The organism is Comamonas sp. DB36, assembly GCF_057914905.1.
Window position 1 is genome coordinate 144570 of record NZ_CP196633.1, and the last position, 14010, is coordinate 158579.

10 protein-coding genes and 1 riboswitch are annotated in these 14010 nt (G+C 66.3%); of the genes, 5 read left to right on the forward strand and 5 right to left on the reverse strand.

Annotation, left to right across the window (positions count from 1 at the left end; translation table 11 throughout):
* Positions 1-3: 3 nt before the first annotated feature.
* From ACSVDO_RS25120 to ACSVDO_RS25135, 4 genes are read right to left on the reverse strand one after another with little or no spacing between them, the layout of a single operon-like run.
* Positions 4-1080 (reverse strand): ABC transporter ATP-binding protein, encoded by a 1077-nt coding sequence (locus ACSVDO_RS25120; protein WP_332548283.1) that lies wholly within the window; start codon positions 1078-1080, stop codon positions 4-6.
* A 26-nt stretch (positions 1081-1106) separates the two neighbouring features.
* A complete protein-coding gene (locus ACSVDO_RS25125) occupies positions 1107-1937 on the reverse strand; it encodes a carbohydrate ABC transporter permease (protein WP_489597788.1) in 831 nt (276 codons plus the stop codon).
* Between the two features lie 2 nt (positions 1938-1939).
* A complete protein-coding gene (locus tag ACSVDO_RS25130) occupies positions 1940-2872 on the reverse strand; it encodes a carbohydrate ABC transporter permease (protein ID WP_489597789.1) in 933 nt (310 codons plus the stop codon).
* Between the two features lie 7 nt (positions 2873-2879).
* Positions 2880-4202 carry an ABC transporter substrate-binding protein gene (locus ACSVDO_RS25135; protein ID WP_489597790.1) on the reverse strand — a complete coding sequence of 441 codons (1323 nt, stop codon included), beginning with the start codon at positions 4200-4202 and terminating at the stop codon, positions 2880-2882.
* A 156-nt stretch (positions 4203-4358) separates the two neighbouring features.
* Here ACSVDO_RS25135 and ACSVDO_RS25140 point away from each other — a divergent pair, with 156 nt between their 5' ends.
* The 4 genes from ACSVDO_RS25140 (at position 4359) to mntP (ending at position 11436) form a co-directional block, all read left to right on the forward strand.
* A complete protein-coding gene (locus ACSVDO_RS25140) occupies positions 4359-5903 on the forward strand; it encodes an HAD-IB family hydrolase (protein WP_489597791.1) in 1545 nt (514 codons plus the stop codon).
* A gap of 161 nt (positions 5904-6064) precedes the next feature.
* Positions 6065-10042: a Pls/PosA family non-ribosomal peptide synthetase gene (locus ACSVDO_RS25145; RefSeq protein WP_489597792.1), complete on the forward strand. Its 3978-nt coding sequence runs from the start codon at positions 6065-6067 to the stop codon at positions 10040-10042.
* Between the two features lie 38 nt (positions 10043-10080).
* On the forward strand, positions 10081-10626 hold the full coding sequence (locus ACSVDO_RS25150; protein WP_489597793.1) for a 4'-phosphopantetheinyl transferase family protein: 546 nt from the start codon (positions 10081-10083) through the stop codon (positions 10624-10626).
* 61 nt (positions 10627-10687) lie between these two features.
* A riboswitch (yybP-ykoY riboswitch) is annotated at positions 10688-10858 on the forward strand.
* 11 nt (positions 10859-10869) lie between these two features.
* Entirely contained in the window at positions 10870-11436 is a 567-nt protein-coding gene (gene mntP, locus ACSVDO_RS25155) for a manganese efflux pump MntP (protein ID WP_332537533.1), read from the forward strand.
* Between the two features lie 42 nt (positions 11437-11478).
* Here mntP and ACSVDO_RS25160 read toward each other — a convergent pair whose 3' ends face one another.
* Positions 11479-11943, reverse strand: a complete 465-nt coding sequence (locus ACSVDO_RS25160; RefSeq protein WP_489597895.1) for a GAF domain-containing protein — start codon at positions 11941-11943, stop codon at positions 11479-11481.
* A 487-nt stretch (positions 11944-12430) separates the two neighbouring features.
* Between ACSVDO_RS25160 and ACSVDO_RS25165 the strand changes: the two genes are divergently transcribed.
* Complete coding sequence (locus ACSVDO_RS25165) at positions 12431-13999, forward strand: sensor domain-containing diguanylate cyclase (RefSeq protein ID WP_489597794.1); 1569 nt, start codon at positions 12431-12433, stop codon at positions 13997-13999.
* Positions 14000-14010: the final 11 nt, after the last annotated feature.

The following is a 14010-nucleotide window of genomic DNA, read 5'->3' on the forward strand; positions in this document are numbered from 1 at the left end:
GATTCAGGCCCGGCAGGCCAGCAGCGCGCCGGACTGCGCATCGAACAGGCGCAGCCGCGACAGCTCGGGCGTGAGCACAATGGCCTGCTCGGGCAGCAGCGGCGCATCGGCTTCGGTGCGCACCAGCACGTCGGCGCCGTCCACGCGTATCTGCACATAGGCTTCCGCGCCCAGGCGCTCGACGCGCTGCACCACCCCTGGCCAATGCAAGGCACAGGCCGGCGTTCCAGCTGGGCTGGAGAGCGTCAACTCCTCGGGTCGCAAGCCCAGCAGCGCGTCAGGGCGCAGCGCGGCCGCGCCAAACTGCTCGCCAAGCCACGCCTGTGCCTGGCCTGTGCCTTGCGGCACCGGCAGGAAGTTCATCTGGGGCGAGCCAATGAACGCAGCCACGAAACGATCGGCGGGCCGGCGGTAGACCTCCATGGGGGCTCCGACCTGGCGCAGATGGCCGCGGTCCATCACCGCGATGCGCGTGCCCAGCGTCATGGCTTCGACCTGGTCGTGGGTCACGTAGACGATGGTGATGCCCAGCTCGGCATGCAGCCGCTCGAGCTCGCCGCGCATGTGGCTGCGCAGCTTGGCGTCCAGATTGGACAGCGGCTCGTCGAACAGGAAGACCTTGGGCTTGCGCACCAGCGCGCGCCCTATGGCCACGCGCTGTCGCTGTCCGCCGGAAAGCTCGTTGGGCCGGCGCTGCAGCAGTTCGGTGATCTGCAGCCGCTGCGCGGCTTCGTTGACACGCTGGTCCACTTCGCTGCGCAGCAGATTGCTGGTGCGCAGCAGGCCGAAGGCCATGTTCATGTACACGGTCATGTGCGGGTACAGCGCATAGGACTGGAACACCATGGCGATGTCGCGTTCGTGCGGCTCGGCATGGGTGACATCGCGCCCGCCTATCAGCAGGCGGCCGGCGCTGATGTCCTCCAGCCCGGCGATCATGCGCAAGGTGGTGGATTTGCCGCAGCCCGACGGGCCGACCAGCACCATGAACTCGCCGGCCTGGACCTCGAGGTCTAGCTGGTCCACCGCGACGTGATCCGGATAGCGCTTGCTGATGCCTTGTAGGGAGATGGCAGACATGGTTTGAATGGTAATGGGGAACAGAGTTACTTCAGGCCGGCATGCATGAAGCTGGAGACAAAGCGGCGTTGGAAGATCACGAACACCAGCATCAGCGGTGCGCTGACCAGCATGGTGGCGGCCATGAGGCGCGGCCAGTCGGCGCCGCTGTCGGCCTTGGCCAGCAGACCCAGGCCTATGGGCAAGGTCCGCACGGTCTCGCTATTGGTCACCAGCAACGGCCACATGTAGTCGTTCCAGTGCGTCACCACCGAGATCATGCCGAAGGCGATGAGCGTGGGCTTGACCAGCGGCAGATAGACATGCCACAGCGTGGCCCAGTGGCCGCAGCCGTCGAGGCGCGCGGCGTCGGCCAGCTCCTGCGGCACCTGGCGAAACGCCTGGCGCAGCATGAAGGTGCCGTAGCCGCTGGCAATGAACGGCACCATCAGCGCCCACAGCGTGTTCATCAGGCCGAGCTCGCGCACGGTGACGAAGTTGGTCAGGAAAGTGGCGTAGATCGGGAACATCACCTGCAGCAGGAACAGGCCGAACAGCAGGTCGCGCCCCGGAAAGCGCAGGCGCGCAAACGCGTAGGCGGCCAGCGTGATGGTCGTGAGCTGGGCCAGCAGAATGCCCGCCGTGACCAGCAGGGAGTTGAGCAGATAGGTGCCGAAAGGCGCGACCGACAGCGCCGCAGGATAGTTGCTCCACTGCAGGACCTGCGGCCAAAGCCCGGCGGCCGGATCGAAGATCTCGACCCGGGTCTTGAGCGAAGTGAGCAGCATCCAGGCCAGCGGACTGAGCCACAGCAGCAGCGCCGGCACCAGCACCCAGTGCATCCAGCGCGAACGCGCGAAAAGTCTGAAAGAAAGCATGTTCAGCGTCCCATGTAGTGCACCCGCCGGCCCAGCGTCGCGGCCACGATGGCAATGAGGCCGCCGACCACAAGCAGCAGGATGTTGGCGATCGCCGAGGCGCTGCCTATGTCCTGGAACTGGAAGGCGTTCTGGTAGATGTAGAAGGTGAGCACGTTGGTGGCGTCGGCCGGCCCGCCCTGGGTCATGACGAACACATAGTCGAAGATCTGGTAAGAGTGAAGCACGCCTATGACCACCACGAAGTACAGCGTGGGCGAGATCAGCGGCACGGTGATGTGCACCAGCTGGCGAAAGCCCGACACGCCGTCGAGCCGCGCCGCCTCGTAGAGGTCGCGCGGCACGAGCTGCAGCGCCGCGAGCAGGATCAGCATGAAGTAGCCCGCATATTTCCAGATGCTCATGAAGATGATGGCCGGCAAGGCCCAGTGCGGGTCGTAGAGCCACTCGAGCTTGGGCAGGCCCAGCCAATGCAGGAGGCCATTGATGGGGCCGTAGCCGGGTGCATACAGAAACACCCAGACCATGCCGGCCGCCACCGAGGGAATCATCACCGGGTAGAAGAAGGTCGAGCGGTACAAGGCCGTGCCGCGCAGCCCGCGGTCCAGCGCCACGGCCAGCAGCAGCGCCAGCGCGATCGAAGCCGGCACCGTGATCACCATGTAGACCACGGTGTTGCGCAGCGACTGCCAGAACAGCGGGTCGTGCCACAGGCGCTTGTAATTCTCCAGGCCCACGTAGAAGATTTCCGTGGAGCCCAGCTGCACATCGAAGAATCCGTACACCGCCGAACGCAGGATCGGCCAGTAGGTGAAAGCTCCCAGGAACAGCAGCGAGGGCGCGAGCATCGCCAGCGCAGTGAGCAGCTCGCGCCGCCGTTGGCGGCGCGTCGCCGCATCCGGGCGCGCGCAGGGTTTGGCGAGTGACGGATTCATCGTGGCTTCAACCGCGGCGGCGCGACAGGCGCTGGATCTCGATATTGGACCTGGCCGTGGCCTCGCGCAGCGCGGCATCCGGCTTGATCTCGCCTATCAGCGTGCGGTCGATGGCGCCTTGCAGGTAGCTGCGCACCTTGTGGTAGCCGGGCACCTGCAGGAAGGCGCCGGCGACTTCCGCCGTCACGAACGCCGAACGCGACTCGGGCACCTTGGCCACATGGGCCTTGAGCGCCGGCGTTTCCCAGGACGATTTGCGCGCCGCGAGATAACCGGTGTCTATGCACCACTGGGCCTGGTTGGCGGTATTGGTCATCCAGCGCGCGAAGGTCCAGGCCGCGCGCTTGTGGGCGTCGGGCTGCTTCTTCGCGATCAGGATGGGGCCGCCGCCCATGGTCGAGCCCAGCTGCCTGCCCTTGGGCATGGGCGCCACGCCCACGGGAAAGGAGGCCGACTTGAGGATGTTGGTCATCGAGCCCGTGGAGTGATAGAGCATGGCGGTGCGCCCGGCCATGAAGTCGTTGGCCGAGCTCTCCCAGGTCGACGCCGCGGGCATGTGGCCGGCCTTGACCATGCGCAGCCAGAACTCCAGCGCGTGCACGCTCTCGGGCGCGTCGAACGCGACCTTCTCCTTGGTCCAGAACACCAGGCCGTTCTGGCGCACGAAGCTCTCGAAGATCCAGTCGTGCCAGCCGCCGCCTATCGTCAGCCCCCATTGCGCCGTGGCGTCACCGTTGCGCACCGTGAGCGCCTTGGCGCTGGCTTCGAGTTCGCTCCAATTGGCCGGTGCCGCCTTGAGGCCGGCTTTGGCAAATGCCGCCTTGTTGAAATAGACCACGGGCGTGCTGCACTGGAACGGCAGGCCGTACAGCTTGTTGTCGGACATGCAGGTTCCCAGAAATCCCGGCAGGAAGTCCTGAAAAATGTCGTCGGCCTTGGCCAGCGCCGTCACGTCCTCGAGCGCATCCATGTTCAGGAAGGTGGTGAGCATGGAGTTGATCGGCAGCCAGCTGGCCGGCGGATCGCCCACGCCCAGCGCGGTCATCACCTTCTGTTCGGTGTTGTCGTAGCTGCCCGCGTAGATGGCTTCCACCTGGATGTCGCTGTGCGCGGCATTGAAGCTGCTGATCATGCCGGACACCAGGCGGTTGATGTCGCCCGAGACGCCCACGGGGTACATAAAAGCCAGCTTGACCTGCTGCTGGCCGCTGGCGAACAGCGGCATGCCGCCCAGCATCGCGGCGGCCGACACGGCCGCACCGCTCCTGAGCAACTGGCGACGCTGGGAAGACAAGGCCGGGGGAGACACAGCGGGGTTCGAATGGCGCATGGCATGGTTCCTTCAGTACAGAGGAGGGACAACAACTGGGAAAACTCAGCCCGTATGCTGCGGCGCCATCGTGACAACCATATGAAATCCACATAAACCATTTCATTTCCACAAACATTTATGGAATCTTGCGCAAGCCGCCTAGACTTGCCGGCCATGCATGCCCCACTTCTGATTGCCCAGCTTTCCGACCCGCACATAGGCACCGGCCCCGACTTTCTGGGCGGCCGCATGGACACCGAGCGCGCCTTGCGCCAGGCCGTGGCCCATGTCGCCGCCATGGAGCCCCTGCCCGACCTGGTGTTGCTGACCGGCGACCTGACCGAGCGCGGCAGCGCCGCCGAGTACGCGCTGGTGGCCGACGCGCTCGCGCCGCTGACCATGCCCGTCCATGCCGTGCCCGGAAATCACGATGACTCCAAGAGGGCGCGCTCCGCGCTGGGCCGCTACATGCCGGTGGCGCACGATGCGCCGGAGAATGCGTGCTGCTATCACTTTGAATTCCAAGGCCTGCATTGCGTGGCGCTGGACACCGCCGTGCCCGGGCGCTCGCACGGCGCCTTGGGCGCGCAGCAACTGGCCTGGCTGGAGCGCACTCTGCAAGACTGCAGCGGCCAGCCGGTATTGATCTTCATGCACCACCCGCCGCTGCCCACCGGCATCGAAGCCATGGACGCCTGCAGCCTGCTCGAAGGCGGCGAGCGGCTCGCGGCGCTGATCCGCGCGCACGGCCAGGTGCAGGGCCTGCTGTGCGGCCACCTGCACCGCGCGGTGCAGATGCAGTTCGGCGGCGTGCCGCTGCACGTGGCGCCGTCCGTGGCGCACCAGGTGGCGCTCGATCTGCGCCCCGGCGCAAAGCTGCACGCCCGGCTGGAGCCGCCCAAGATCTCTCTGCACCGGTGGACGCCGCTGCACGGACTTTGCACGCACTCGAGCTACATCGAGACCCAGGGCCCGGCGCTCGCGCCTGTGAGGCCGCTCCACGCCCCATACGCCCCCGCCATGATTTCTCCCCCGCCCCCGCAGCTCGCATTGTTTGACCTCGACCACACTTTGCTCGATGGCGATGGCGACGACCTGTGGTGCCGCTTTCTGCTGCGCCACGCTCTGGTGCCGGCCGAGGCGCAGGCGCGCAACGAACAGCTGTGCGCGGACTACCGCGCCGGCCAGGTGAGTGCGCAGGCGTTCAGTGCGTTCTACGCACGCCTGCTGGCCGGGCGCTCGCCCGCCCAATGGAGTCCATGGCAGGACCGGTTTCTGGCCGAGGAGATTCGACCTCGCCTGCCGCCAGCGGCATATGATTTGGTGGCCTCGCACCGGGCTGCCGGCCACACCGTGGTGCTGACCACGGCCAGCAACCGCGTGATTGCCGAACGCACGGCCGTGGAGCTGGGCTTTTCGCATTGCCTGGCAACCGAGCTGGCCCTGGTCGACGGCATTTTTTCCGGCGAGGTCGAGGGCATCCCCAACATGCGCGCCGGCAAGCTGCAGCGCATGCAGACCTGGCTGGCTCGGCAGGGACTGCCGGCCAGCGCGCTGGCCAGCGCCTTTTTCTACAGCGATTCCATCAACGACCTGCCGCTTCTGAGCGAGGTGGGACAGCCAGTGGCCGTCAATCCGGATGCCCGGCTGCTGCAGCACGCGCTGGCCCACGGCTGGCGCGTGCTCGATGTGCTCGGCGCAGCGCAACCACGCTGTTGAGCCTGCCCAACCCGGCATGAATTCTCCGGCCCTGCCCGATCGGCCGCCCGCGATCGGCGAAAATGGGGCATACGGACGGCGCGATCAGGGTATCGCGGCGGCGTCCGTTCAAGGCTACGGCTTGCCCTCCGAGCAGATTTGCTGAAGATGTTCGTTTGTTTATGACAATAACAAGAGGGCCGTTTCGCCAGGATTTCCTGCGCGATGAAGTGCTGGCCGACCTTTTCGAGGCAACGGCCGCACGCCAGCCCGGGCATGCGGCGCTGGTGTTCGCAGACCGGCAACTGAGCTACCGCGAGCTCGATGAACATGCCGATCTGATGGCCCACCACCTGATCGCGCAAGGCGTGCAACCCGGCGACATCGTGGGCCTGTGGCTGCCCCGGGGCATCGATCTTCTCGCCAGCCAGCTGGCCATCGCCAAGACCGGCGCGGCCTGGTTGCCGTTCGATGCGGACACGCCCGCCGAGCGCGTGGCGATCTGCCTTGAAGATGCGCAGGCCGTGGGCATCGTCATCGGCCATGGCCTGCCACCGCAGCTGCGCGCCGGCCCATGGGCGGTGTGGGACCAGACCGCCCTGCTCGCCAAGACCTCCGGGCCCTTGCTGCGGCGGCGCGCAGCGCGCCCCGAAGATCCCGCCTATGTCATCTACACCTCGGGCTCGACCGGCAAGCCCAAGGGCGTGCCCATCAGCCAGGGGGCGATCTGCCATTTCCTGCGCAGCGAGAACGCCGTGCTGGACGTGCGTGCCGACGACCGCGTGTACCAGGGCTTTTGCGTTGCCTTCGACATGTCGTTCGAGGAAATCTGGATCTCCTATCTTGTGGGCGCCACCTTGTGGATTGCGCCGCGTGAAATCACGGCCGACCCCGATGCGCTGCCACGCGCGCTGGTCGAGCATGGCGTCAGCGTGCTGCACGCGGTGCCGACCCTGCTGGCGCTGTTCGGCAGTGACGTGCCGGGCCTGAGGCTGATCAACCTGGGCGGGGAAATGTGCCCGCAGGCCGTGGTCGACCGCTGGGCCACGCCTGCGCGCCGGATGTTCAACACCTACGGCCCGACCGAAGCCACCGTGTCCGCGAGCATTGCCGAACTGCACTCAGGCCAGGCCGTGACGATTGGCGCGCCGCTGCCCAACTATGGGCTGCTGGTGGTCGATGCCGACCTGAACCTGCTCGACGCCGGCGAAACCGGCGAGCTGTGCATCATCGGCCCCGGCGTCGCCCAGGGCTACCTGGGCAGACCGGAGCTCACGGCCGAGAAGTTCGTCGCCAACCCCTGGATGGCACACCCGCATGAGCCGCGCCTCTACCGCACCGGCGATCTGGCGCGCATCGATGCCCAGGGCCAGGTCCATTGCCTGGGGCGGGTCGACGATCAGGTCAAGGTCCGGGGGTTTCGCGTCGAGCTCGGCGAAATCGAGGCCAGGCTGAGCGAGCTGCTGCGCAATGGCACGGCGGCCGTGGTGCTCAAGCCCGTCAACGACATCGACCAGTTGGTGGCCTACGTCGTTGCCGCCGGTCGCGACGCGCCCACGCCCGGCGATCTGCGCGCGCGCTTGCGCGAAGTCCTGCCGCCCTATATGGTGCCCAGCCACTTCGAGATCGTCGCCGGCATTCCGCGCCTGACCTCGGGCAAGATCGATCGCCAGGCCTTGCGCGCGCTGCCGATGAGCGCGCTCACCGCGCCCGCGGGTTCCGCGGGTTCCGACGCGGCGCAAAACGATGCCGAGGCCGCGCTGTTCGAGGTACTCGGGCGCCTGTTTCCGGGGCAGGCGCTGCGCGGATCGGTCGATTTCTTCGACGACCTCGGCGGGCATTCCCTGATCGCGGCGCGCCTGGTCTCGACGCTGCGCGAGGATGCGCGTTTCGTTCACATGACGGTGAACGACGTCTACCAGAACCGGCAACTCGCCGCCATCGCCGAAGCCATGCAAGCCGGCATGGCCAGGCTCGGCGGCGCGGCCCTGCCCAGGTTCGCGCCGGTTCCGCGCTGGCGCAGGATGCTGTGCGGCGCGGCGCAGGCGCTGGCATTGCCGTTCATGATCAGCCTGAATGTGCTGAACTGGCTCGCACCGTTTTTCACCTACCACTATTTCACCGGCGAACCCGGGGACAGCATTGCCTTCGCCGTGCTGGCTTCGGTGCTGGTGTTCCTGGGCAGTCACCTGTTCAGCCTGACGGTGGCGGTGCTCGGCAGCCGGCTGCTGCTGCAAGGGCTCAGGGCCGGCAGCTATCCGCTGTGGGGCCTGCACTATTTCCGCTGGTGGCTCGCCGACCGGCTGCAGCAGATCGCGCCGGCCTACCTGCTCTCGGGGTCCTCGCTGTACAACGGCTACCTGCGCGCCATGGGGGCGCAGATCGGCAAGGAGGTCGTGATCGGCTCGGTCACGATCCGGCACGCCCATCTGCTGCGCATAGGCGATGGCGCCAGCATAGGCTCGAACGTCAATCTGGAAAATGTGCGCGTGGAGCGCGGTGAACTGGTGGTGGGCGCCATCGATATCGGCGCCGAAGGCTATGTGGGCTCGTATGCGGTCATGGAGGGCGATACCGCGATCGCGCCATGGGGCCGGCTCGAGGGCCTGGCGGCGCTGGCGCGCGGCGCGCGCCTGGCCGCGCATGAAGTGTGGGATGGCGCGCCGGCGCAGTTCGTGCGCCTTCGCCCCAGCGGCGAGCGCGCGGCGCGCCCCCCTGTCAGCCGGGCGCGCCGCATGGGAGAGGCCATGTTCTTCGCGTTCGGTGCCGCGCTGACGGCGGTGCTGTTCTTTCTGCCCATCTTCCCGGCGTTTGCCTTGATCGATGCGCTGGAAGAGCGGGTGCTGGCGCCATCGCTGGAAGCGCATGGCTATGTGCTCGCGGTATTCCAGTACACCTTGCTGGCCCTGCCCGCCAGCGCGGTGCTGATCGTGGGCACGGCGCTGATCGCCGCCGCCATCCGCTGGGCCGTGCTGCCCCGGCTGCAACCAGGAACCTGGCCGGTGCACAGCAACCTCTACTGCCGCAAGTGGCTGGCCAACCAGATCCAGGTGGCGAGCCTGCATGTGCTGCACGGCGTCTATGCGACGGTTTTCGTTCCCACCTGGTATCGCCTGCTGGGGGCGAAGATCGGCCGGCATGCCGAAATCTCGACCGCCATGGGCCTGATTCCAGACATGCTGACGCTGGGCGACGAGTCCTTCATCGCCGACGCGGTGATGCTGGGCGACGAGGAAATCGATGGCGGCTGGATGTCGATCGACCATACGGTCGTAGGCCGGCGCAGTTTCATCGGCAACGGCGCCTATGTGCCCGACGGCACCACCTTGCCCCCGGACATGCTGCTGGGCGTGCAGTCCAAGGCGCCCGCAAGCGAGAAGATGCAGCCCGGGCAGACCTGGGTGGGTTCGCCCGCAATCAGCCTGCCGGCGCGCGAAGTCCTGACGGGCTTTGCCGAGTCCCTGACTTTCCGGCCGTCGAAATGGCGTTGGCTGGGCCGTGCGACCGTGGAAGCGATGCGCATCGTGCTGCCGCTGTCGCTGGTCATAGGCGCGGGCTACGTGATTGTCCAGAACCTCATGCCCGTGGCCGCGCAGGAAGCCTGGCTGGAGCTGGCGCTCGACCTGGGCGTGGCCGGCATCTATTACGGCGTCGGCTGTTTCCTGTTCGTGCTGGCGCTCAAGTGGCTGCTGATCGGTCGCTACCGGCCGCGCGCCACGCCGATGTGGACGCCCTTCGTCTGGACCAGCGAAGCCTTGACCAGCATCTATGAGTCGATTGCCGTGCCCAACTTCCTCGAGTACCTGCGCGGCACGCCCATGATGCCGTCGATGCTGCGCCTCATGGGCGTGCGCATAGGCCGCGATGTCTACCTCAACACCACCGACATCACCGAATTCGACTGCGTAGAGATCGGCGACCACAGCGAACTCAATGCCTGGTCGGGCCCGCAGACCCACCTCTTCGAGGACCGGGTGATGAAGATCGGCCGTATCCAGATCGGGCAACGCGTGACGCTGGGCGTACGCACCACCGTGCTGTACGACACCGTGATCGGCGATGGCGTGCTGCTCGGACCGCTGACCCTGATCATGAAAGGTGAAAAGCTGCCGCCCGACAGCGCCTGGCATGGCTCGCCAGCCCAGTCATGGACGCCTTGACACCGCTGGCACCCATGGAGCCGGACCAGAGGCCGGCCTTGCGCGCGCTGCAGCCCGCAGTGTGGCGGCTGCAAGACCAGCGCCGGCAACTGCGCGCCGAGGCCAGAGCGCTGCTGAGGGAACTGGTGGCCGGCTATCTGGGAACCAGCAGCGACAACACGCTGCTGCATTTCGTCCCCGGCCAGGCGCCGTTCGTGGACGCGCGCTGGCAAGGGCTGCGCTTGTCGATCAGCATCAGCTACAGCCAGGACCTGGCGCTGATCGCCCTGTGCCCCGGCGCACGCATTGGCATCGATGTGACAGAAACAGCCCCCATGCCGGATTGGGCAGCGGTGGCCAGGTCGTATCTGGGTCCAGCAGTGCTTGCGCGACTCGCGTCGGCCGATGGCGCAGCGCGCGACAAAGCGTTCGCGCTCGCATGGGCCGAGCTCGAAGCGCGCGGCAAATGCCTGGGGCTGGGATTGCAGGAATGGTCGGCAGAGCGGCACGCGCGCTTGCACGCGCCTGCCATCGAAGTGATCAGCAGTGCGCTCGAAGGGTTTGCTATTGCCTTGGCGCGCAATGCAAATAGGACGCAGCTCTAGAGAGCCGCTCTTTCTTGCGGACAATCCACCGGCACCGGGCCGCTGCCTCTACACTCTAGGTCCCCTTGGGGAGTAGCCTGCCTCCAGCTTCTGGAGGCGCCTGCGTCAACACACTCGGCATCTTGCATGCTGTGGCGCAGGCAGCCGTCTTTCGGTTGGCGAGACCATCGGCATATCACCGCGACGCAGGTCGGGCAGCGGAGATATGCCGCTGCGTTTTCGCCCGACCGATTGACCGCAAAAATGAATATCACCGCGATTTCCCTGCTGGCGTTTGCCATGTCCACCGATGCGTTCGCTGCCGCGATCGGCAAAGGCACGGCGCTGCTCAAGCCGCGCTGGAGCGAAGCCTTGCGCACCGGCGCCATTTTCGGCGTCATCGAAGCGATCACGCCGGTCATCGGCTGGGCGCTGGGCTCGGCCGCGTCCGACTACGTCAAGGCCTGGGACCACTGGATTGCTTTTGTCATGCTCCTGCTGCTGGGCGGCCACATGCTGATCGGCGCGTTCCGGCCCGAAGCGCAAGCCGTGGAGAAGCCCAGGCGCCATGGCTTCTGGCTGCTGGTCGCCACGGGCTTTGCCACCAGCATCGATGCCATGGCGGTAGGCGTGGGCCTGGCCTTCCTGGATGTCAACATCGTCACGGTCGCGCTGGCCATAGGACTGGCCACGTTCACCATGGTCACTCTGGGCGTGATGCTGGGCCGGGTGCTGGGCAATGTGGTCGGCAGCTGGGCCGAAGGCCTGGGCGGCATTCTGCTCATGGGAATCGGCGCGCTGATACTGATGGAGCACCTGAACGCCGCCTGACGACCAGCGCAGGCCCGGTGCGCCTTCATCGCGCGGCCAGCACTATCGGCCTGCGCCAAAGATCCAGGGTTGCCAGCGCGTGCCCTGGATCAGGGTCTGGAGCATTGCCGCCAGTCCTTGCGCATCCTGTGCATCGAACCGGCCATGCAGGGGGCTGTCCAGATCCAGCACCCCGACCACGCGCCCGTCGATCACCAGCGGCAGCACGAGTTCCGAATTGGACGCGCTGTCGCAGGCGATGTGGCCGGGAAAGGCATGCACATCGGGGACGATCTGGACCTGCATGGTCGCGGCGCAGGTGCCACAGACACCGCGGCCGATGTCGATGCGGGTGCACGCCACCCTGCCTTGAAACGGCCCCAGCACCAACGTCTTGTCCTGCAGCAGGTAGAAGCCAGCCCAGTTCAGACCGGGCACGGATTGAAAGACCAGTGCGCAGAACTGCGCGAGGTTTGCCAGCGGATCACGCTCGCCGGCGATCAAAGCCTGCCATTGGCGGTTGAGCAGTCCATAGACGCGGCCTTCGCGCTGGCAGCCCCAGCCATTGCCGGCGAAGGTATCCTGATCGCGGCCGGCGCCGGCTACCGCAAGCCCGTACTGGAGTTGCTGCTGTGCCTGATTGCCATTCCGGCCTTCATGATGCTGCGCCGCCTGGGCTCCCTTTAGGCGCGGCGCTGGACGCAATGGTCCGCAATTGATCTGGGCAGACGCGTGCCCGGCGGCGGGGCCCTGGACTTCAGTGCACGCGGCACCGGCGCTGCCATGAATCTGTGAATTGGGCCGGTGATCGGCCGCCTGTGCGGGACTCCAGACGGCTGCAGCCGCCCGGCTTGTATTCAAGGAGCAGAAGCTGGGGCAAACTACGCCCTAGAACGGGCCGGCCGGGCCTATGCATGGCCGCCTGGCTTGAACTACGCGGTCCCCAACGAAACCCGGTGCAATACAGTCGAACGGTGCAAAGGGCGACCAGGCCCTTTTCGATGCAGGTTCCAACATGAAATCCATCAATGCAGGTGTTGCCCACGACGGGCAGAGCATGCCCAGCCCGGTGGGACGCCCCTTTCTCGCGGCAGGCGTCTTCATTGCACTGCTGACGGTGGTGTTGATTGCCACCAACGTGTGGCTCGCATCGCGGACCTATGATGCGGCCTGGTCGCAGACCACCAAGACCTCGAGGAATCTCGCTCACTCGGTGGCGAACCAGCTCGACAGCGTTTTCAGCGAGGTGGACCGGTTGCTCAACACCCTGGGCTACATGCTGGAGCAGCGCGACATGAGTCCCGCGGACCTGGAGCCTCTGCAGCCCATCATGGTCACGCACCTGAGCCGCGCCGAGTACATGCACGGGCTGTTTGTCTACGGCGACGATGGGCGCTGGCTGGTGCACACCCAGCCCGTACAGTCCCGTCAGGCCAACAATTCCGACCGCGAATATTTCATCGCGCACCGCGAAAGCCGCAGTACCCGCGTCCTGATCAGCAAGCCCGTGCAAAGCCGCTCGACCGGAGAATGGATCATTCCCGTGTCCAAGCGCATCGAGGATGCGGAGGGGCGCTTCGCGGGCGTGCTGCTGGCCACCGTGCGCGTCGACTACATCGTCAAGCTGCTCAATGGTTTCGACATCGGCCAAAAAGGCGCCATATCGCTGAGCCTGGCGGATGGAAAGCTACTGCTGCGACGTCCCTACGCAGCGGAAGAACTGGGCCAGTATTTCGCCAACAATCCCTTGATGTCGGCGGTCAACAGCGCGCGCGCGGGAATGGTCAGGATCACCTCGCCGATTGACCGGGTCAAGCGTCTCGCGGCGTTCGAGCATCTGTCCAACAATCCGCTGTTCGTGACAGTGGCGCTGTCGGAAGAGGAGATCCTGGCCGAATGGCGCAGCGCCGCGCATGTTCAATTCGCCTGCATGTTGCTGGTGGTCTCCATCATCGGCGTTTCCTCATGGTATGTGCTCAGGAGCATGAAGCTGCGCCAGACTTCGGACCGGGCGCTGCGCAGCGCCCATGAACAGATCGTGCAGGCGAACGCCCAGCTCGCGGAACTTGCGGAACATGACAGTCTCACCGGGATACTGAACCGCCGGGCGTTCGATCACCGCTTCGAAGACATCCTGGGGCAGGCCCGGCGCTACGGCCGCCCGGTTTCGGTGGTGCTTTTCGATGTGGACCACTTCAAGTCATACAACGACAACTATGGACACCCCGCGGGCGACGACTGCCTGCGCCAGGTGGCGGCGGCGCTCTCCAGCGCAATGCGCCGTCCGGGCGACGTGCTCGCGCGCTATGGCGGCGAGGAATTCGTCGCCATATTGCCCGACACCCCCGCCGACGGCGCCCGCGCGGTCGCCAACGCGGCCAGGCTCGAAGTTGCGCGGCTGCTTCTGCGGCATGAGGCGAGCGCCGACGGCATCGTCACCGTCTCGGCGGGGATTGCATCGGCCCATGCGGCAAGCGTCGATCTGACGTCAGCTGGATTGATCGGGCAGGCGGACAAGGCGCTTTACCGGGCCAAGCACGAAGGACGCAACCGGGTGGTGGTGGCGGAAACTCCGCAGGGCTGAGTCCCGGCATT